The organism is Mesorhizobium sp. M8A.F.Ca.ET.202.01.1.1, from assembly GCF_004791595.1.
Classification (GTDB): domain Bacteria; phylum Pseudomonadota; class Alphaproteobacteria; order Rhizobiales; family Rhizobiaceae; genus Mesorhizobium.
Map to the genome: position 1 here is coordinate 64,456 of NZ_SRUN01000017.1, position 21,636 is coordinate 86,091.

Annotated in this window: 14 protein-coding genes and 1 riboswitch; of the genes, 8 read left to right on the top strand and 6 right to left on the bottom strand. The window is 60.0% G+C overall.

Annotation, left to right across the window (positions count from 1 at the left end; genetic code table 11):
* The first annotated feature begins 322 nt into the window (after nucleotides 1–322).
* The 8 genes from EN845_RS29415 to EN845_RS29445 all read left to right on the top strand — a co-directional run bounded on the left by EN845_RS29415 (nucleotide 323) and on the right by EN845_RS29445 (nucleotide 15,274).
* The gene (locus EN845_RS29415) at nucleotides 323–4,492 is read left to right on the top strand and encodes a DUF4011 domain-containing protein (RefSeq protein ID WP_245511836.1); all 4,170 of its coding nucleotides are present in this window, start codon (nucleotides 323–325) and stop codon (nucleotides 4,490–4,492) included.
* A complete protein-coding gene (locus EN845_RS36215; RefSeq protein WP_245511837.1) occupies nucleotides 4,449–5,909 on the top strand; it encodes a DUF3320 domain-containing protein in 1,461 nt (486 codons plus the stop codon). The genes EN845_RS29415 and EN845_RS36215 overlap by 44 nt, the downstream gene beginning before the upstream one ends.
* A 71-nt stretch (nucleotides 5,910–5,980) precedes the next feature.
* Nucleotides 5,981–7,240: a DNA repair exonuclease gene (locus tag EN845_RS29420; RefSeq protein ID WP_063169423.1), complete on the top strand. Its 1,260-nt coding sequence runs from the start codon at nucleotides 5,981–5,983 to the stop codon at nucleotides 7,238–7,240.
* On the top strand, nucleotides 7,237–10,710 hold the full coding sequence (locus EN845_RS29425; protein WP_127873389.1) for an AAA family ATPase: 3,474 nt from the start codon (nucleotides 7,237–7,239) through the stop codon (nucleotides 10,708–10,710). The genes EN845_RS29420 and EN845_RS29425 overlap by 4 nt, the downstream gene beginning before the upstream one ends.
* Before the next feature lie 323 nt (nucleotides 10,711–11,033).
* A complete protein-coding gene (locus tag EN845_RS29430) occupies nucleotides 11,034–12,200 on the top strand; it encodes an ABC-three component system protein (RefSeq protein ID WP_063169421.1) in 1,167 nt (388 codons plus the stop codon).
* Complete coding sequence (locus EN845_RS29435; RefSeq protein WP_063169420.1) at nucleotides 12,197–12,709, top strand: three component ABC system middle component; 513 nt, start codon at nucleotides 12,197–12,199, stop codon at nucleotides 12,707–12,709. Before EN845_RS29430 ends, EN845_RS29435 begins: the two co-directional genes overlap by 4 nt.
* The gene (locus EN845_RS29440) at nucleotides 12,710–14,683 is read left to right on the top strand and encodes a DUF3732 domain-containing protein (protein ID WP_127873390.1); all 1,974 of its coding nucleotides are present in this window, start codon (nucleotides 12,710–12,712) and stop codon (nucleotides 14,681–14,683) included.
* A gap of 24 nt (nucleotides 14,684–14,707) precedes the next feature.
* Entirely contained in the window at nucleotides 14,708–15,274 is a 567-nt protein-coding gene (locus EN845_RS29445; RefSeq protein WP_063169418.1) for a hypothetical protein, read from the top strand.
* Between the two features lie 905 nt (nucleotides 15,275–16,179).
* Here the strand turns inward: EN845_RS29445 and EN845_RS29450 are convergent.
* From EN845_RS29450 to thiC, 6 genes are read right to left on the bottom strand one after another with little or no spacing between them, the layout of a single operon-like run.
* Nucleotides 16,180–16,995: a hydroxymethylpyrimidine/phosphomethylpyrimidine kinase gene (locus EN845_RS29450; protein ID WP_127808891.1), complete on the bottom strand. Its 816-nt coding sequence runs from the start codon at nucleotides 16,993–16,995 to the stop codon at nucleotides 16,180–16,182.
* The gene (locus EN845_RS29455; RefSeq protein WP_127873391.1) at nucleotides 16,986–17,591 is read right to left on the bottom strand and encodes a thiamine phosphate synthase; all 606 of its coding nucleotides are present in this window, start codon (nucleotides 17,589–17,591) and stop codon (nucleotides 16,986–16,988) included. The genes EN845_RS29450 and EN845_RS29455 overlap by 10 nt, the downstream gene beginning before the upstream one ends.
* The gene (locus EN845_RS29460; RefSeq protein WP_024504259.1) at nucleotides 17,588–18,361 is read right to left on the bottom strand and encodes a thiazole synthase; all 774 of its coding nucleotides are present in this window, start codon (nucleotides 18,359–18,361) and stop codon (nucleotides 17,588–17,590) included. The genes EN845_RS29455 and EN845_RS29460 overlap by 4 nt, the downstream gene beginning before the upstream one ends.
* 1 nt (nucleotide 18,362) lies before the next feature.
* The gene (gene thiS / locus EN845_RS29465; protein WP_024504260.1) at nucleotides 18,363–18,560 is read right to left on the bottom strand and encodes a sulfur carrier protein ThiS; all 198 of its coding nucleotides are present in this window, start codon (nucleotides 18,558–18,560) and stop codon (nucleotides 18,363–18,365) included.
* Complete coding sequence (thiO, locus tag EN845_RS29470) at nucleotides 18,529–19,530, bottom strand: glycine oxidase ThiO (RefSeq protein WP_127873395.1); 1,002 nt, start codon at nucleotides 19,528–19,530, stop codon at nucleotides 18,529–18,531. The genes thiS and thiO overlap by 32 nt, the downstream gene beginning before the upstream one ends.
* Nucleotides 19,527–21,362: a phosphomethylpyrimidine synthase ThiC gene (gene thiC / locus EN845_RS29475; RefSeq protein WP_063169414.1), complete on the bottom strand. Its 1,836-nt coding sequence runs from the start codon at nucleotides 21,360–21,362 to the stop codon at nucleotides 19,527–19,529. The genes thiO and thiC overlap by 4 nt, the downstream gene beginning before the upstream one ends.
* Before the next feature lie 103 nt (nucleotides 21,363–21,465).
* A riboswitch (TPP riboswitch) is annotated at nucleotides 21,466–21,582 on the bottom strand.
* Nucleotides 21,583–21,636: the final 54 nt, after the last annotated feature.

The window sequence follows — 21,636 nt, forward strand, 5'->3', positions numbered from 1 at the left end:
CCAGAAGGATAAGGCAAAGACTGGATCTGAATTGGACCGCGTTCCAAGTGCGGGAGCCATTCGGGTCCGCAACGGACTCTCTGTGTCAGAAAAAGACATTGTGGAGGCGGCTAAATACGGGGGCAGGGAGCGAGAATCCTCGTCGGATAGCGACTAGGCAAAGGGGGCCAAGAATGCAGGCTCTGACCCATATCACACGTCGCAATATTGGACGGTGTCCAGAAGTGATCGCAGTCGTTTCTAATTGAACACGGCTGTTTTTTCTTGCGCGAACGCTCTACGCGGGCTCTAGCTGGTTCTCCTTTCAAAGGGGATGTAAGTCTTGGACGTAAAACAGTCAGTCTTCCAAAGCGATCTCCCTCTAAAGGAGAAACTCGAGCGCGCCAGGATGGAGTTGCTCGATCTTTCCGCCCGCAATCGACTTTTGAATGTGCCGCGGTTTTCCAAGAGCGCGAAGACGATCGATATCGTCGATGAGAAGTCGTCCGAAATTTATCGATTGCTGGTGACCGAAGGAAAGGCTTTTACCTTCCTGGCCGGCAAGCCCGATAGGCCGAAAGCGGGCCAGGATGAAAGCAGCCCTCCAGACGAAGAGATCGACTATTCCCCCGTCGCTCTCGCCCAACCAGAGGACGATGGAGTCGATAACAGAGGGATATCCGCGCGGCACTCGGACACCAAGCTGCAGACGCGTATGACCCCAACTGGGCTGCAGCGGCGGCTCCTTGATCTCTACCATGATGCCCGCACACTCGAGGAAGAGCAGGGCGTCAATATCCTCTTTCTGGCCCTTGGAATGCTGAAGTGGATTGACCCGAACAACAAAGAGAACATCCGTCAGGCCCCCCTCATTTTGGTGCCGGTTCGGCTTGAGCGAGGGGCCGCTGGAGAAAAATTCCGCCTACGAGCCCGGCCGGAAGATCTTACCGCAAACCTCTCCTTGGAACTCTATCTCGACCGCATTCACAAGCTCGCTCTGCCGCGTTTTGAGGTGGGAGATGACTTCGACGTCTCGGCCTATCTCGATGCCGTTGCCGAAGCAATTTCGACCAAAGAGGGTTGGGAGGTGCTTCGCGACGATATGGTGCTCGGCTTCTTCTCGTTTGCGAAGTTCTTGATGTACCGTGATCTGGATCCGGATCTCTGGCCCGATGGCGCAAAGATTATCGAACAACCGAAGATCCGCTCGCTTCTTTCAGATGGTTTCGAAACACGCGAGCCGCTTATGTCGGACGACATAGCGATTGATCCGCACATTGCGCCCGCCGAAATGTTGCATATCGTCGACAGTGACAGTTCTCAGACACTGGCGATCCATGACGTCAGAAAAGGTCGCGACCTCGTTATCCAAGGTCCGCCTGGGACAGGAAAATCGCAGACGATCGCAAACATTATTGGGTCGGCCGTTGCCGACGGAAAGACCGTGCTGTTCGTGGCCGAAAAGATGGCAGCGCTGGAGGTCGTCAAGCGACGGCTTGACACTGCTGGGGTGGGGGACGCCTGCCTTGAGCTGCATAGTAACAAGGCGAACAAGCGCATGATGCTAGAGGAGCTGCGGCGAACCTGGCAACTCGGATCGCCCAGGGGCCAGCTTCCTTCTTCCCTAACTGATCGCTTGCTGGAGGCTCGCGATAAACTCAACGCACATGCTGCACGAATGCACGTTGCGTTCGGAGCGTCCGAACTCACTCCTTATCAGGTTCTCGGCCAGCTAACCCGACTAAGGCAGGTCGGTCAGAAACCAGTGGACATCGAACTTACGGATGCCACAAGCTGGACAACTGACGGCGTTTCGCAACGTCGCAAATTGCTCGATGAGGTCTCTCAGCGGATCAACGAGATCGGCTTGCCGATCCACCACCCGTGGCGGGGAGTTGGCCTGGATGTCGTTCTTCCAACGACCATTGAGAGGCTCGTCCCACGCATCGCGGCGTTGCTGGACCAAGCCAAGGCACTGCACGCCAAACTGGTCGGTATCGCTGAGCGGATCAAGGCCGAGCCTCCGAAAATTCTCAGCGACAGCGGCGAGATAGAAGATCGCGCTGAGCTTCTCGCGTCCGCGCCTGGACTTCCTGCCGAGGCGCTCGTCTCGCCGGTATGGGATGAGCGTCCGAAAGACATTTCATCGCTTCTCTGGTCAGGAACGGATTTCGCCCGCAAGTCCGAGGAACTTTCGGAGCAGTTGGCGGCAACGGCTATCGACACGCCAATTGAAGGTCTCGAGACAGAGCTTGCAAAGCTTCCCTCGGAATTTCCGAAAGATGGTTTCCATCGTGCGCGACAGCTCACCATTCTGCTCCCACGCTTGAGGGAAGAAGCTGAGCGCCTGAATCAGGAACTCGGATCGGCGATATTGCCAGACACGTTGGCAGGCTTGCTCAGGCTGGCCGTGACCGGCGAGCGAGTAGCGGCAGCACCTGACGCAAGTCCGGAGGCCTTCGCAGCCACCGTTTGGGACTCCGGACTTGAGCAGGCAGGCGACCTTGCCGACAGCGTAGCGACGCTTGAGGCTGCCAGAGCCGACCTTCAGGGCAAGGTTGTTGACGCGGCGTGGAGCACCGAGGTGGCCGCGGCGCGGCAGGCGCTCGCCACACACACGGGAATATTGAAAGCATTGAACGGCGACTACCGTCGCGCCACAGCACTTGCGCGGACTATTGTGGTCGACCCTAGCGCGCCTGCGACGCAGATAGTTGGTCTCCTCGACCTTTTGATGAAGGGTCAGGCTGCCGCAGCAAGAGTCCGCGAAGGCGACGCTTTTGGCCGTTCCGCCTTCGGGGCAGATTGGCGTGGGGAGCGATCGGCTTCCGCGCCACTGCTCGCGCTAGTGGAGTGGATGCGGACTCTACGAGGGCTAGGCCCCGAACCTCGGATTATCGCCGGCCGGATGGCGGAACGCTCCGAGGCCGGTGCGCGTGCAGCGCGCGTTCGCAAGGTTATCGAAATCGGTCGGCCAATTATCGAAGGTTTCTGGAACGATCTCGGGCACCTCGCGTCATCCATGCTAGGCGACGTGGCTTCCGCCGAGCGGGCCTCGCTGCAACTGATGGAAGCGAAGGCGAGCACTGTAGCTCAAGCCGATGATGCGTCACGACAGGTTCTGACTGACGTTCCGGATCTGATCACTGAGCGGGTGGAGCTACTGCGCCGACTAGGCAGACTACAAGCACTTGCTCAAGGGATCGATGCGGGAGAGAGCCTTGGCAAGTTCGTATTCGGCTCGTCGTGGCACGGTCGAGGATCCGATTGGGCCGCTCTCACGCAAGCCGAGCTTTGGCTGAAAGAAAATGGCTCGATCCGACATCTGGCTGCGCGGTTGCCTGAAAGAATCGAGATCGCAAACTCGGCACGTTCAGCACGTGAAGCGGCCCAAGCGGCAGCGCGGGAATTGAAGGCGCTTACAGGGGATTTGAAAGCCGATGCTCCCTCCTTGTTTGGAGTAGTCGATTTTCCGGACGTCGCGATAGGCGAGGTCGTTTCTCGGCTGCAGGGTTGGCTCGATCATCAGGAGCAGCTCTCGAAATGGGTTGCCTATGAAGAGCGATCCGAAACGGCCCGAAAGGCTGGACTGGGACAGTTGATAGACGGCCTAGCCAACGGCCAGATTACAACAGGATCGGCTCGATCAGTTTTTGATATGGCCTACTACGAACGAATGTTTCTGGCGATGGCGACCGATGAGCCGGAGCTGGCAAGGTTCGACGGGGAACTGCATTCCAGGGCTGTACGTGACTTCGCAGATCTGGACCGCCAGCGCATCAAGGCCGGCGCCATCGAAGTTGTAACGGCTCATCACCGGAAAATTCCTTCAAGAGACGGCGGAGCTGGACCTGTCGGACTGCTTCGTTCTGAGATGGCGCGCAGACGAGGCCACATGCCCATCCGGCAATTGATGCAGAAGGCAGGCCCTGCCATCCAGGCGCTGAAGCCAGTGTTCATGATGAGCCCGCTTTCGGTGGCGCAATTCCTGTCGCCCGGCCGGATGTCGTTCGATCTGCTCGTGATGGACGAGGCGTCTCAGATCCAGCCCGTGGACGCACTTGGCTCGGTCGCCAGGGCCAGTCAGGTGGTCGTCGTTGGCGACGAACGCCAACTGCCACCCACGACATTCTTCGCGAAGATGACAGGCTCGCAGTCTGAAGATGACGAGGGTGAGGGCGCGCAGGTCGCCGACATTGAAAGCATCCTCGGCCTGTTCACGGCCCGCGGCTTGCCGCAGCGTATGCTGCGCTGGCACTACCGTAGCCGTCACCAATCTCTAATCGCAGTATCGAACAGCCAGTTCTACGAGAACCGGCTTTTCATCGTGCCAAGCCCTTATACCCAAGAGGCAGGTATGGGGTTGCGGTTTCATCATGTGCCGGAGGGGGTACTTCGATTCCGGCGGCACAGGAACCAATCCGGTAGAGGCGAGAGCAGTAGCGGAGGCGATCATCCGTCATGCGAAGGTGAACCCGCAAGAGACTCTAGGCGTTGCAACATTTTCGGTTAGCCAACGCCGCGCGATCCAGGATGAACTCGAAGCGCTGCGGCGACTAAATCCCGACACCGAGGAATTCTTTCACGCTCATCCAAGCGAGCCATTCTTCGTCAAGAACCTCGAAAATGTTCAAGGCGATGAGCGCGACGTGATCATGATCTCGGTGGGGTATGCCAAGAATGCCCAGGGATACATGGCCATGCGTTTCGGCCCTCTTGGCGCGGAAGGCGGCGAGCGTCGGCTCAACGTCCTCATAAGCCGCGCCAAGCGCAGCTGCGAAGTATTCGCGTCCATCACAGACGAGGACATCGACCTGGAGCGTGGCAAAGGGAAAGGCATCTTCGCCTTCAAGCTCTTCTTGCACTACGCGAGAACAGGGCGAATTTCGCTTGCCCAAGTCACGGTTCGCGAAATGGATTCAATCTTTGTAGAACAGGTAGCCAACGCGCTGATCGAAATGGGTTATCAGGTTCATGCTCAAGTGGGCATTGCCGGCTTCTTCATCGACCTCGCAGTTGCGGATCCAGAGAGGCCAGGCCGCTATATTCTTGGCATCGAATGCGATGGCGCAGAATATCACTCATCTCGCTCGGCCAGAGATCGAGACCGGCTTCGGCAGTCGGTTCTGGAAGACCATGGTTGGATCATCCATCGCATCTGGAGCGCTGACTGGTTCCAACGGCCTCGTGAGCAGCTGGAGCGAACCATACTAGCGATTGAGGCCGCCAGAAAAGAACTCGATGAGCGGGCCGAATTGGGGGTCCAGAGAAATCGAGCTGTAGCCGTGCAGGTTGTTACGGTCGACCGAGGCAACGTGACGGAAATCGGTCTCGAAAGCACAAACGGATCCGAGACACCCAATCGAGCCTACGAAGAGGCCGAACTAAAGCGACCGGGATCGTTCGAACTCCACGAGACGCCCAGCGGAATCATGGCCGGACTGGTCGAGCAGGTCGTGGCTACAGAAACGCCAATCCATGTCGACGAAATAGTTTCGCGTATTCGGGACGCCTGGGGTCTGCAGCGGGCCGGTGGCAGGATTCAGGATGCAATCGAGCGGGGGGTAAGCATAGCACAGAGAGGTGGTTCAGTAGCCCGTCGAGGCAACTTCTGCTTCAAGCCAGGTGTTCCTGTTCGTCTCAGGGATCGCAGTGGGGTCGTGTCCGCTGGATTGCGCAAGCCCGAAATGATTGCGCAGGACGAGGTCGCCCAAGGCGCTATGGAAGTCGTGAAATCCAACCTCGGTGCGACAGAGGAAGAAATCGCCACAGGCGTTGCCAGGATGCTGGGCTTCAAAGCCACAAGCGCACAATTAAGGCAGCTGATTTCAGCTGGGGTCGCCGATTTGGTTGCCAAAGGAGTGTTACGGTCCCAAGACGGCTTGTTGGTGGCCGGCGAATCCGCGAGCGAGAAATTAGCTGAAGTGTAACGGGGCGCTGCAGCGCCCTCGTTGCAATTTCTGTCGAAGCTCGGAACACCTCTTTTGCTGGCGGAGGCCGAATGGCATTTCGATTCGTACACACGGCCGATATTCATCTCGACTCGCCGCTTCGTTCGCTGGCGATGCGAAATCCCGATCTTGCCGGGCTGGTGGGCGACGCCAGCCGCCAGGCATTCGTTTCGATAGTGGATCTCTGCCTTGAGGAACGTGTGGCCGCGTTGGTCATTGCTGGCGACCTATACGATGGCGACCAGACTTCAATGAAGACAGCGCGGTTCTTGGGCGCGCAGATGACACGCCTGCACCAGGCCGGCATCATGGTTTTCAAGATCCGCGGTAATCATGACGCCCTGTCGCGGATTTCCAAACAGCTGGTATTTCCCGACACCGTTACCATCTTTGGTGGTCGTGCTCAGTCGGTATTGCAGACAGCCGGCGGTCTGGACGTCGTATTCCATGGTTTGAGCTTTGCGAACCCTAAGGCGCCGGACAGCCTGTTAACCAAATATCCGGCGGCTCGTGAAGGGGCCGTCAACATAGGCATCATGCATACCAGTCTGGCTGGATCGCCAGGTCACGACGTTTACGCGCCCTGCAGCATCGCTGACTTGCACGCCCACGGTTTCGACTATTGGGCCCTCGGCCACATCCATGCTCGCCAAGTCCATCCTGGCGCCAGTGCCGTGGTGATGCCGGGAATACCGCAGGGGAGGGATATCAACGAGGCCGGTGAGAAATCAGTCACCCTGGTGACGGTGCGCCACGACCGTTCGGTGGAGATCGAGGAACGGCTGACCAGCGTTGCGCAGTTCGAACGGGTGAGCGTCGACCTTACCGGAGCGGTGGAGTGGCCCGAGGCCGTCGCGCGTGTTCGCTTCGCACTCGAAGAGATGCGGGCAACCGTCCGATCGCGTCATGCTGTGGCTCGCATTGGCCTGACAGGAACGTCACCACTGATGTGGGCGCTGATCCGCGACAGGGACCTCCTTCTTGCCGAAGCCGAACAGGCTGCGGAACAGCTAGGCCATACGTGGGTGGAGAAGCTCGAGCTTGACCTCGCGCCGCCTCGGACGGAGACCGCCGAGGATATTGCTGATCCGATTTTCGAACTCGAGCAATCAATGCGTGCCGATGCCACCTCGGAGGCCTTCCGCGCTGAGGCGAGGGCGTTCGTCCAAAAGATGGTCGCCGACCTTCCGGCCGACGGGCGGGATTTTGCTGGGACGGACGAAGCCGGGCTGGAACAGTTCCTCGATCAGGTGCTTTCCAAGGGCGCGGACTTGGTGACTGCCCGCCTTAAGGCCGGTGGATCGTCATGAGGTTGCGGCGCCTTGACCTCATTCGTTATGGAAAGTTCACCGATCGTTCGATCGACTTCGGACCCAAACCGGAATCCGGACCTGATCTGCATATCGTGTTTGGCCTGAATGAGGCCGGCAAATCGACTGCGCTTTCGGCCTATCTAGACTTGCTGTTCGGCATCGAGGAACGGAGCCGCTACAACTTCCTGCACGAGTACAGTGCCATGCGCATCGGCGGGGTGCTGGAACTGGCCGGCTCCGAACACACGTTCACGCGTACGAAACAGCGCAGTAATTCGCTATTGAATGCGACGGGCCAACCGGTAAGCGAGGTGGCGATCACGGCGCATCTCGCCGGTCTGTCGCGCGACGCCTACACGACGATGTTCTCACTCGATGACGAGACGTTGGAAGCCGGCGGAAAATCTATCCTGGAGTCGCGGGGCGACCTCGGCAAGCTTCTGTTCACGGCCAGCGCCGGTCTTGGGAACGCAAGTGATACGTTGAACGCCCTCGATGCCGAAGCAGACGCTCTGTATCGGAAGCAGGCGCATGGAACCGAACTGGCGCTGTTGAAGAAGCGCCTTGTTGACGTAAAGTCGCGCAGGGATGCGATCGACACCCTTGCATCAACCTACGAGGGCCTGGAGGCCGAACGTCTCGATGCAGCGCAGCAGTACGGCCGAACCATCAGCGATCGGGCGGTGCTGGTGGCCAGGCTGGATACCTTTGCTCGTTACGTGCGTGCTGCGCCGATGCTGGCGGATATCCGGCGCAAGATTGCCCGGCTGGATCAGCTGCCGGACATCGCCTCCCCAGCCCGGACATCGACGGGAAGTGTCACCGAACTGATCGATGACGATGCCAGCCTCAGAACGCGGCTGTCCGCAAACATCGACGAGACCGAGCGCCTGGCGGAAAAAGTCACTGCGGTCGACGAGGACGAACCGATCCTGTCGATTTCCGAACGCATTCGCGGGCTGGCGGAGAGCAAGGTGCGCCATACCGCGGCTGGCTTTGACTTGCCCACTCGCAGGATGGAGCTGCAAATCCTCAACAACAGCGTGGCGAGCTGCCTTGCCGCCTTGGGCCGATCTTCCGAGGCGGATCCTGGCGCGATGCTTCTGCCTGCCGTCACCGTTGGCGTCGTTCGCGCCATGGTCGAGCAGAGGTCCGGGATTGCTACCGGGATGCGTGCCGCTCGCGACGAAGCCGCGGCGGCACTCGATGCGCTGCAGGTGGCAAGGCAGCGGGTCGGCGAGGAAAGGGCGGTGCCCGAACCTGCCAGGGCAAGGCTGGGCTCGGCTTTGTCGAAAGCGCGAGCAAGCGGACACCAGGCAGAGATTAGGACGGCTCGCGAGGCGGAAGATGCGGGAACAATCCGATGGAAGGCGGCGCTCGCGCGCTTGCGTCCATGGAACGGAGATGCCCTCGCTCTCGCCAACGTCGCGGTTCCGAGCGCCGGGCAGATTGCCGCCTGGAAGACAGTAGCGTCAGAACTGGCAAGGAACACCGCCGTACTTGCCGAACGCCTTGCTGAATACGAGGGCAACCATGCCATGCTCGCCGCACGATTGGATGCCCTTCGTGCCTCGGGCGACATTGTCGACGATGAAGCGGCTACCGCCATCCGCCGAGTTCGCGATGATGCGTGGGCAACGCACCGCGCAGCGCTGACCGGTGACACCGCTGACGACTTCGCCGTGGCATTGGCGCGCGATGACATTGCCAGCGCAGGCCGGCTGGCCGGCGCGGCGGATCTGGCTGAGATCCGGGCAACTACGCGCGAGCTGGCCGAGGCCGCGGCCAACCTGTCACGCAACGGCATCCAACGCACACAGCTCGGCAAGGATGTGGATACCCAATTGTTGGAAATCCGCGCGGCCGCCAGGGACCTGCTCGGAGACGCCGTGGAACCTTCGTCTGAGCGCCTGATCGAAAGGATCGAGGATCAGATCGAGGCGCGCAGCGATGCGCTCGCTGCCTGGGAGCAGATCGAACTTGCTCGCTTGAAGGCCGAGCGAGCCGCTGACGCCGGCGAGCAGATACGCTTGGAAATGAGAGCAGTGCTGGGAAGCGTCGGCATTGTATCAGAGTCCAACGACACCCTCGAAGCAATCATGGCCATCGCGGAGCCGTTTCTGGATCGGCAGCGCAAGGTGGACGCCGAGTATGCCGAGGCGCTCAGAATGGTGAGCTCCAAAGAAGAGGATCTAGCGGCACGACGGGTTGCAGTAGGTGTGGCGGAGCGTCGCGAGGAGGAATGGCTGGCCGGCATTACCGAAGCACTCAAGGGAACTTGGCTCGAAAGCGGGCTCTCCGCATCCGGCGTCGGCACTGTGCTCGATCAATTGGCCGAACTTTCAAGAAGCCTGCAGGAACGGGACGACCTGCAGCTGCGTATCGACAAGATGGAGGCCGACAGGGCCAATTTTCTGGTCGAGGTCATCGCCGTTGCGGTTGAAGCCGACGAGCCGACGAAGGATACCGACCCGGAGCAGTTGGCCATCCGCCTTGCCGAGCGCCTAGAGCGTGCCGAGCGGACACGTGAAACGAAGGCAAGCCTCGGCAACGACCTGAAGCGCCTCAAGGAGGCGCGCGACATCCTCGACACTGAGATTTTGGCACACGAACGCCGCAAGAACGAGGTGCTGGGCGTCTTTGGTGTCGCCACTCTGCCCGAGGTAGTCGAACGCGATGAGCTGTTGCGTGAGCGCGATGGCTTGCGCACCACCGTCGCCGAACTTGAGGAACGGATAGTGGCGGAGCTCGCGGTCGACGGATTCGAGCAGGCCCGCTCGATCCTGGACGCGATCGATTTCGACGGCCTCGCGGTCGAGAAGGCTGAGGGTGAGCAGCGGCTTCGCCTGTTCGATGAAACCATCCAGCAACAGCTGATCCGGCAGACGCGCGCGGCCGACAAGCTGGACGCCATCGGCGGTGATAGTGCGGTTGCACGCCTGGATGCTGAACGGCGCACAACCCTGCTGGAAATCGAGGAGAAGGCCGTTCGCTACATAGAGCTGAAGCTTGGCATCATGTCGGCTGGCAATGCTTTGCGGATCTACCGTGAGAGCCATCGCTCCGGCATGATGGCGCGCGCATCAGACGCGTTCAAGCTAATGACGCGTGGCCAGTATTCGGGGCTGACAACCCAGCCTGTAAGAGGTGGTGAGGTTCTCATTGCTGTGCAGGGTGACGGGCAATCCAAGGTCACCGAAGCGCTTTCAAAGGGTGCACGATTTCAGCTGTACCTTGCCCTAAGACTCGCCGGTTATTACGAGTTCGCGCAATTTCGGCCCTCGGTCCCATTCGTCGCCGACGACATCATGGAGACGTTCGACCATATTCGCTCGGAGGAGGTTTTCAGGCTGTTCGGAGCGATGGCAAACACAGGTCAGGTCATCTACCTGACGCACCATAAGCATCTATGTGAAATAGCTGAGGCTGTCGTACCGGGAACGAGGATCCATCAACTCGCACAGTAATTTTCTCCGGAATACGTGAACGAACCAGTGAAGGACGCCGAATTTGACGGCAAGTATGCGCCCAAAGTCAGACGTTCCGGCAAACTTCGCGTTCGTCCAAAAGCGGACATATCGCCCGAGCCATAGACGGCCCCGATGTGCCCATAATGGACGTCCTGCAAATTCATTGTCCTGCCGAATCTGGACTTCGAGAGCTGGCCCTAAACAGCAATTGTATCGCGCCTAGCCGTCCTATCGCCGGGGCGCCAATTGTAAACAACGGCGAACTATACCAATATCGTTACTGGCTTCTTCCGGTGCGACTCGGGAGAACGGGATGGGCAATGAACGCGAAGACGCAAACGGGAAAACACAGCGCCGCTGGCCAATACCTCGGCTATGCGCTTCAACCTGTACGCCTTTGCTTTCACCTGCTCAACGCGCCTAGCGGCGCCTTGGTCTCTCTTGAACATTTAGACGATGTGGCGGTTCACCTGGTCGGCGGCGAAGTCGTTCTTGAGCAAAGCAAGAGCGCACTGAAGCAAAATCCGATATCCGACTGGGCTGCGGACCTGTGGAAGTCTCTGGCCAACTGGCTCAGCTTCATGGCGGCGGGAGAGATCGACCCGGCGACCAGCCATTTCCGGCTATATGTCACACCGGTGAAGGCGGGTGCCTTCGCGATCGCGCTGAACGACGCGAAAACAGATGCCGACGTCGAGGCGCTGGTCGCTAACCTCGCCAAAGCCCACAGCAAGCTGAAAGCTGCACCGGCATGCGACGCCGACGTCCAAGCTTTCCTGAACGCTGATGCGGCTCATTGCGCCGCCTTGGTCAAGAATCTCGCCGTTATCAGCGTCGATGCAGATCCCGTCGATCCGATACGCGCGATCTTCAAGCCGACGGTCTCTCCGCTCATCATCGACCTAGTGTGCGAACGCGCGATCGGCGCTGCGAAGGAGGCGGCGGACAGGCTGATTAGAGCTGGCAAGCCCGCCATCTTGGACGTGGACGCGTTTCAGGCCGAGCAAAGAGCATTTGTTCAGAAGAACAACCTTCCAGGGCTGCTGTCGTCTTTCACCAAGCAACCGCCTGTCGAGGCCATCGAACAATTGATCGCCGACCGTCCCGCCTTCGTCCGCCAACTCGAGCTGATCGAGGTGGGAGACGAAGCGTGCGTCCGGGCTGTTAGCGATTACCTTAGGACGCTCGCCGACATCTCGATCTGGGGCGAAAGCGGGCTAATCTTTGAGAAGAACCTAAGTGACTGGGACGATGATCTTGTCGGTCGCTATGAGCACGTCAGTGCAGAGGTGCACGACATACAGGCCGGACACCCCGCAACGGTTCGTGGTAGAATAGTTTACAGGCGCTGCGCGCAGTTGCAGCCTCCACTCGATGGTCGAGTCGTCCCCGGTCATTTCGTCCACGGATCGTTCAACGCCCTTGCCCACGGCCTGCGCCTCGGCTGGCATCCCGACTACCAGACTCTTTTGGAGCCAGCGACTTGATTGAGGCTGGCCGATCGCACCTACCGCTCAGCGACCTCGCCCTTGTCCAGAATCCAGGACTTGGGGCTTTCGCATTGTGGCAATTTGGCCAAGGTTTCCAGGCTGAGGACGAACGTCCAGCGCCGTTCGCCTTGGCGTTTCTCGTGCTGCCAATCGTCCTGCATCGCGCAACGCTCGAAATCGTGACTTCGACAAACCGACCCTCTGGACTGGCGCTCTTCGCGGCCAAGCTCGGGAAGGAACGGGAACAACTCCTCGCCGTCCACGAGCGAGCGCTGCTGCTGCGTACTCTGACATTGCAATCGGCCGCTGTCGGTGTGAGCGGGCGGCTGCTGTCCGTGGATTACAAGGATGCTACTTTAAGAGCAAACGTACCAGAACCGAAACCGAGGAGGCTCGTCCTTCCAGAGCGCGTCAAGCACCTCGGACCTGCCTCGGAGAAATTGGGTTTCTGGTTTTCGAACCTGGGGACCGCGCAGGTGGCCAACCTGTTACGGGTGGAGTTCTAGATGTATTTCCAGCTTCGAAAACTGATCCTTTGGCCCCGCAATGGTGCAGCGCCGCGGGTCGTCAAGTTCGAGCCCGGTGTCGTCAACGTCATCAGCGGCGCGTCGAAGACCGGGAAGTCCGCCGTTATCCCTATTGTTGATTACTGTCTGGGCTCGGAGAAATGCGCGATTCCGGTGGGCGTAATCCGCGAGAACTGCAGCTGGTTCGGCATTCTGATCGAGACGCTGGAGGGCGAAAAGCTCTTGGCGCGACGCGAACCGGGGGACCAACAGAGCACAGGCGACATGGTGCTGCTGGAGGGCGCACAGGTCGAAATTCCGGAGACGATCACCGACAAGACCACCAATGTCGACACGGTCAAGCGCGCGATGAACCGCCTGGCAGGACTGACTGACCTCGACTTCGAACCAGGTACAGAGAATGGATTCAAGCAAAGGCCAAGCTTCCGCGACCTCATGGCCTTCACGTTCCAACCTCAGAACGTGATCGCCAATCCCGACGTGATGTTTTTCAAGGCCGATACGACGGAACACCGGGAGAAGCTAAAGACCATCTTCCCGTACGTTCTGGGCGCGGTCACGGCAAAGATTCTCCAGGCGCGGTTTGAGATCGATCGGCTCCAGCGCAACCTCCGCCGGAAGGAGGCTGAGCTACGCGCGATCGTGTCGGCAACTGGCGCTTGGCGGGCGGAGGCGGAGGCGTGGCTGCGTCAGGCAGTCGAACTTGGCCTAGTCGATTCCTCCACTGAAGTGCCGAAGGACTGGAGTGACGTTGTTGACCTGCTTCGGCGCGTGTCGAACAGCAACTCAAGTCTTGCTCGACCAAGCCTGGCCGGCATCGATGTGGTGCTGACGCGTCTGGAAACCCTTCGTGCGTCGGAAACTGAAATCGCCGCGCGACTTACCGAGCATCGTCAGCGCCTGAACGAACTGCGCCGTCTGGTGGAGAGCAGCGAGGCGTACGGCGACGCCATGCGCATCCAACGTGACCGCTTGGACCTTTCCACGTGGCTGAGGGACTTGGCCGACGAGTTCGCCGATCCGTTGGTCGCACTCGGGGACGGCGGCCGCGAGAAGGTCTTGGCCCTTTGCGACAACCTCGGCGGTCTGGAGATCCGACTGCGGACCCACCCTGCGATGTCTAACACGCTTGACAAGGAAATCCTGCGCCAGCGCGGCGCCGCTGAAGCGGTCCTATCTGAGTTGAACGATGTCCGTAGCGAGATAGCGGTGCTGGAACGGGACTCTGACGTCGCCCGAGACGAGGCCAATCGCTTCGATAGGCTTGAGCGCTTCCTCGGTCGATTGGAGCAGGCGTTGCACGTCTACGACCGCGCCGACCAGTCGTCGGATTTGCGGCAGGAACTCACCTCGCTGCAGGCCGATATTGCAACGCTGCAAAAGACGATCTCCGAGGCCGACATCCAGCGCAAGCTATTCAACGCGTTGAACCAAGTCTCCCATCATGCCAATCGGCTGATTCCGCAGCTTGACGCGGAGTGGCCCGAGGCCCCGATTAGGCTGTTGATTGAAGACCTGACCGTCAAGGTGACTAGGGGAACGCGTGAGGACTACCTGTGGGAGATTGGCAGCGGCGCCAATTGGCTCGCGTATCACGTCGCACTAATGCTTGCGCTGCAGCACTACTTCCTGGCCGAACCTCATCACCCAGTCCCTGGTCAGCTGATCTTCGACCAACCTAGCCAAGTCTATTTTCCTAAGCGGGCGGCGGGCGACGAGGGCCCCGACCTCATCGCGTGGAGGGATCAGGACGTGGTCGCCGTCAGGAAGGTCTTTGCGCTCCTAGGCGCTGAGGTCATGGCCGCGAAAGGTCGCCTCCAGATCATCGTGCTGGATCATGCAGATGAGGACGTCTGGGGCAAGCTTCCCGGAGTCAAGTTGATTGAGGAATGGCGTGGACAGGCCCTCGTGCCTCAGGCTTGGATTGCCGCCGCATCTTCCAACGGTGGATAATAATCTGCTGCCAGAGGAGAAGGCATGGCGAACGTGGACGAGATCAACCGTCTGACGGCCCTTGGCTTGAACGTCATCACAGCCATGGATGTCGCGGAAGGAAAACTAGACGAAGCCTTCGAGGTCGCCCGCGCTCAGGAGAAACGCAAGGTCGACATCTGGTGCAAAGGAAGAAAGAACATTCCGGTTGCACTGACTGCGATATGGGACTGCGATCCTGCAAACTTCTATCTCGCGTTCGACGGCGATGATCCCAGCGACCACGCTTCGACGGATTTCATTCTTATCGACGCTGATGTCACTGACGTTGGCGGTAGGCTTACCTACGCCGCCAGCAGGGACAAGGGTCCTTGGCATCAACGTTACAAGAGCAAGAGCTGTGGGATCGCCTACCGATGGCTGCATGGCCGCGGTGTCACACCGCCTTTGCTCGGCGAGTACCAAGGCCAAGTTCACATCGTAGGAGGCATGCACCGCTTCCATCTTGCCAAGCACTATGGGACGACGCGCATGCCATTCCTCGTCCGGAGGGCCGAACTAGCCGCAGTAATGGCGTTGATCCCCTCGGCGACCGACACCGCCAACTCGTAATGGCGGGGACTGCAGAAAAGAAGCGAATGAGTTGCGAACTTACCGGGATCACTCCCCGAAAGCTGACCGACGGCTTCCGGCCCCGTTGCGGCCATTCTTACTCCCGCACTTTGGCTTTTCCAGCGCTAAACCGGCCTTGGGCGATGAATGGAAACGGTCAGATGTTCCCGGTCTGTGCTCGAAAAGTCGCATAAAAGGGCAGACTGGTGTGACGTCCGGAATTATTGGGCCTTTCACGGGTTTACCGGTCCCGAATTATCGGTTGCTGGCGGGCGGGCTATGCGATTGAAAACAGGAGAGTTTTCTGGCTAAGGGTGGGGTTTCAGACTGAGTTTACCAATGCCCTTAATGACGATTAATTCTGGATTGGCATCAGGTGATTGGGTTTGCGCAGAATATAGCCGCCCTTATTGGTAAACCCGCTCACGGTCGACAACGGATTGGTCAACCTAGGACGACAGGATTGGTAAACCGGAGCCGCCCTATCGACGAAGGTCTAGCTTGGCGCATTCACTGTCGCCGGTAGGCAGATATTCGGGCGACAATCGGGACCAGCGTGCGACGCCGCCAAGCGTGAGACACGTCGGCTACGCCGCAAATCGAGACGGTTTGACCGGGCGCAATACCGCACCGATCTTCTAATCTCGGCTTAATTCCGGAGAGAGGCAGATAATTCCGGACGCCACACTGATTGGTAACCTAAGGCCACCCACCACGCGGATTGGTAGCCCACAGGAATAGGTTTGGTAACCCTTATCGAGTGAGGGCCGCTCGTACCTTTCGGCGGGTTCGTTTCAGTTCTAAGCCCGGCTTAATTCTGGACAACGACAGATAATTCTGGACGGCACAGTGGAACTCAACGCGTTGTAAGGATGGCATAGAGAAGCAGTAGCCCTCCAGTCTCGCTACGGGAAAAATTCTGGAAAATGGGTCTGCTTGGCTGGACGCAGAACGTTGTGATTATTCAGCCGGCATTTCTGAAGCTTCTCGAACACAAACAGCTTGCCTTCGCGCACGCTATCTTCGAGCGACTTCGCCTTCGCCAGATGCGCCGCAATCGCGCTGGCCAGCATGCAACCTGTTCCGCGCATCGATATAGCAAGGCGCGGCGTGTCGAAGTGGATGGGTTCATGATCGGAGCGTAACAGAATATCGGCCGATCGGGGACCCGACGCGTGCCCACCCTTGATCAGCAGGGCCTGAGGGCCGACGGCCTGCAGTCTTTGTCCTTGTTGGAGCGCACCGTCCTCATCCGAAGCCGGTTCGGAACCAGTAAGGAGCGCCAGTTCAGGAAGGTTGGGCGTGACAATGCAGCAAAGCGGCATCAAATCGCGCTTCATGGCAGCGATAGCGCCTGCTTCCAGAAGTGCGCGGCCTGAGGTGGAGGCCAGCACAGGGTCGAGTACTGCCGGCACTTGCGGAAATTTGCGCAGCACTGCGGCAACGGCAACAATGATCTTGGCAGTCGCCAGCATGCCGATCTTGATTGTGGCTACGTCGTTGGCCTGTAGCGCGGCACACATCTGATTGGCCACCATGCTGGGTGGCGAATGATGGATTTCGATCACGGCGTCGTGCGTTTGCACCGTTAGCGCTGTGACGGCGAGACAGGTGCGCACGCCAACGGCAGAGATCGTCTCGATGTCGCGTGCTATTCCAGCACCCCCGCTGGAATCTGATCCGCCAACGACAAGCACATGCGGTTCTCGTCTCATCGCCATCGGTCCGTCTTTTCGATCCATTCTCGCGTGCGCGCTTCGGCGTCGAAGCTCAACGTGATGTCCGTGACCACTGCGGCGCTGTTGGCGCCGGCCTCAAAGACGCCGTCGAGGCGGTCGGGGTTGAGGCCGCCGATGGCGACCAATGGGATCGGCGCCACCCGCCGCTTCCACTCGCTGATCCGCTCTAGCCCTTGCGGTGCCCACTTCATTTTCTTCAAAGTGGTGGGATAGATCGGACCGAGCGCGACATAGTCGGGCTCGGCAAACATGGCCGTTTCCAGCTCGACATGATCATGCGTGCTCAATCCGAGCCTGACGCCCGCTGCCCGTATCCTCGAGAGGTCGGCCGTTTGCAAATCCTCCTGGCCCAGATGCACGAAATCGCAGCCTTCCTCGATTGCCAGGCGCCAATAATCATTGATGATGAGCTGGCTTTTTTGTTGGACACACCAGGCCTTCGACTTGCGGATCTCCGCGCGCAGCCCGGTTTCATCCATGGTTTTGATGCGAAGCTGAATCAGCTTGACGCCGAGCGGCGCCAACCTTTCGATCCAGGCGGCGCTGTCGACGATCAGGTAGAAGGGATCGAGCTTCATGAAAAAACGGCCCTGCCGACCATCGGTGTCGATGGCACGGCGACGTCGCGCGGTTCGAGCATTCCCGAACTGAACGCCTCACGACCGGCGTCGACCGCCTTACCGAAAGCACGCGCCATGCCGACCGGATCTGCCGCCTTGGCGACCGCTGTGTTCAGGAGCACGGCGTCAAAGCCGAGTTCCATGACGGTGGCCGCGTGCGACGGCCGTCCGAGCCCCGCATCCACAATCAGCGGGACGCCAGGGAAATATCCGCGCATCGAGCGCAGCGCCGTCATGTTGACCGGTCCCAAGGCGGAACCGATCGGTGCGCACCACGGCATCAGGACCTTGCAGCCCGCTTCCAGCAGCCGCTCGGCGACAACGAGATCGTCGGTGGTATAGGGGAATACCGCAAAGCCGTCCTCGCACAGGATGCGGGCGGCTTCAACCAGACCGAACACATCCGGCTGTAGCGTGTCGTGATTGCCGATCACTTCGAGCTTGATCCAGTTGGTGCCGAAGACCTCGCGCGCCATTTTCGCGGTGGTGACGGCTTCCTTGACGGAGAGGCAGCCGGCGGTATTGGGCAGGGTTCTGGCGCCCAGCGAGCGGATCAACGACCAGAATTGTTCGCCGGCCCTACCGCCCGCCATCTCACGCCGCAACGAGACGGTCACCACCGACGTGCCCGATGCCTTGACTGCATCGGCAAGGATGGCCGGCGAAGGATACTGAGCCGTGCCGAGAAGCAGGCGCGACGAAAGCTCGGTTCCATAAAGCTCCAACATGCTAGCCGCCCTGCATGGGCGAGAGGATTTCGATCCGGTCGCCGTCGCTCAACTGGAACTCCGCGCGGTTGGCTTTGTGCACGAGGTCGCTGTTGACGGCGGTGGCGAGCCAATCGCCCTCATAGTCGAGCGCGGCAAGCAACTCGGCCAGCGTGGTGGCGGCAATCTCACGCGCCTCGCCGTTGACCATCAGTTTCATGAGCATGCTCCTTGGTTCTGTCTTGACTGAAAACCAGGTCGGCAGCCTGGCGCGCCATGGCGGGGGCGAGGAGAAAACCGTGACGATAAAGACCGTTGATCGCGATGATCTCACCGTCTGTTTCGACGCGTGGCAAATTGTCGGGAAATGCCGGACGGACACCCACACCGGTTTCAACGATCTCGGCCTCACCAAAGGCCGGATGGAGGGCATGGGCGGCGCCCAGCAGCTCCATCATGGAACGCGCCGTCACCGGTCCGGCGCTCTGGCTTTCAATCATCGTCGCTCCGATCATGAAACAGTGATCGGTGCGCGGCACGGCATAAAGCGGAAAGCGTGGATGAAGCAAACGGACCGGCCGCGACAGCGAGACATCAGGCGTGCGAAGGATCAGCATTTCGCCGCGAACACCGCGCAGCCTGTCATCGGCCGCTGCCATTCCCATGCAGTCTATCTGACGGGCGAATCCCGAAACAGGCCGGGCGTCGCAGCCGAAGTGGAATTTGACACCCATGGTCGCAAGCTTGTCATGAAGTGCCGCCATCGCCGGGCGTGGGTCGAGGTGAGCCTCGTCGGGGAAGAGCAATCCACGCCGGAAGCGGCCGGCGAGGTCGGGTTCCAGGAGCGCAATTTCGTTTTCATCGACGCGCCGATGCCCTGACGTGCGACTGGCGAACCGGTCAAGCTCACCGGCATCACGCGGCGCGGCCACGACCAATGTCCCGGCCCGTGTCACCTGACCCGACAGCACCGCATCCCACCAGTCGGCAGCATCGCGTCCGAGATCCAGCACCGGCTGCTCCGCGCTTTCGCGCTCGCACCATGGCGCCAGCATGCCGCCGGCGAACCACGACGCGTTGCCACCAAGGCCATGCCGCATCTCGGCGACGGTGACCGTCGCGCCGCGGGCGGCGAGTTCGAAAGCGACGGTGAGGCCGGCAACGCCGGCCCCTTTGACGAGCACCCTCATGATGGTTTGGGAGCCTCTGGCACGACCGGTACGCCAGTCTCGTCCGCCTGCATGTAGAGATCGCCGCCCTCCCGGTATTTTGCCGCCATTGCCGCCATGCCTTCCTTCTGGGCCTCGGCACGGATGTCGTGGGAAATGCGCATGGAGCAGAATTTCGGCCCGCACATCGAACAAAAATGTGCCAGCTTGTGCGCCTCCTTGGGCAAGGTCTGGTCGTGGAAGGACCGTGCGGTTTCGGGGTCGAGCGACAGGTTGAACTGGTCCTCCCAGCGGAACTCGAAGCGCGCGCGCGAAAGGGCATCATCCCTGGTTTTCGCTGCCGGATGGCCCTTCGCCAGATCGGCTGCATGGGCGGCTATCTTGTAGGTGATCACGCCAATCTTGACGTCGTTGCGGTCGGGAAGGCCGAGATGCTCTTTCGGCGTGACGTAGCAAAGCATTGCGGTGCCGAACCAGCCTATCATGGCGGCACCTATCCCTGAGGTGATGTGGTCATAGCCCGGCGCGATGTCGGTCGTCAGCGGCCCCAACGTGTAGAACGGCGCCTCACCGCACACTGCGAGCTGCTTGTCCATGTTCTGCTTGATCTTGTGCATGGGGACATGGCCCGGGCCTTCGATCATCACCTGGCAGTCCTTTGCCCAGGCAATCTTGGTGAGTTCTCCAAGTGTTTCCAGTTCGGCGAATTGCGCCGCGTCGTTCGCATCGGCGATTGAACCGGGACGAAGGCCGTCGCCGAGCGAGAAGGAGACGTCATAGGCTCTGGCGATGTCGCAGATCTCCTCGAAATGCTCGTAGAGGAAGCTCTCCCGGTGATGGTGCAGGCACCATTTGGCCATGATCGAGCCGCCGCGCGAGACGATGCCCGTGACCCGGTCGACGGTCAGCGGGATGTAGTGCAGCCGCACGCCGGCGTGGATGGTGAAATAGTCGACGCCTTGCTCGGCCTGCTCGATCAGCGTGTCGCGGTAGACCTCCCAGTTCAGATCCTCGGCGATGCCGTTGACCTTTTCCAGCGCCTGATAGAGCGGCACCGTACCGATCGGCACCGGCGCATTGCGCACGATCCAGTCGCGGATGTTGTGGATGTTGCGGCCGGTCGACAGGTCCATCACCGTGTCCGCGCCCCAGCGGATAGCCCAGACCATTTTTTCGACCTCTTCGGCCATCGACGATGTGACAGCCGAGTTACCGATGTTGGCGTTGATCTTGACCAGAAAATTGCGACCGATGATCATCGGCTCGCTCTCGGGATGATTGATGTTGGCGGGAATGATTGCGCGCCCGCGCGCCACCTCGTCGCGCACGAATTCGGGTGTGACGAAATCTGGGATCGCCGCGCCGAAGGCTTCGCCGTCGCGTTGCAGCTTGCCGCGCATCACCTCGCGGCCGAGATTCTCGCGGATGGCTACGAACTCCATTTCTGGCGTGATGATGCCGGCGCGCGCATAGGCAAGTTGGGTCACCGCCTTGCCCTGCTTGGCCTTGAGCGGCCGATTGCGTATCGGAAATTCCGGTGTCAGGCGCTCGCCGGTGGCGAATCCATTGTCTTCCGGCCGGACGTGGCGGCCGTCATAGGCTTCGACATCGCCACGCGCCGTGACCCATTCGTGGCGAAGCCGGGCAAGGCCTTTTTCGATGCTGGTTTCGACTGATGGATCGGTGTAGGGGCCGGACGGATCGTAGACGGTGACGGGCGGTTCGCCGGCCGTCGGATGGACGGAAATCTCGCGCATCGGCACCCTGATCTGCGGGTAGAGGACGCCGGGCTTGTGGATTTTCCGCGAGGCGGGCAGTGGTCCCGTCGATACGGCGGGGGTGAGGGCATTCATCGTGAGGCTCCTTTGCTCATGCATTGGAGACCCAGTTCTGTGCCGGAAGGATGAAAAGACGCTTCTGTAGACCTGCTGCAACAGGACCTCGGGCGTAAACTCCCGCAAAGCGCTTGCACCGTCCCTACGCCAGTATGAACTGGATCAGGTTCAACGGGTCACTGCGCCGCGAAAGCCAGCAGTATCTCAGCCCCTTGCCGGGACTCCCCTGGTGAATGCCTTAGGTTGAACGGGCTGACGCTATCTTGTCAAGCGCATTCGGGCGCCTTCGGCC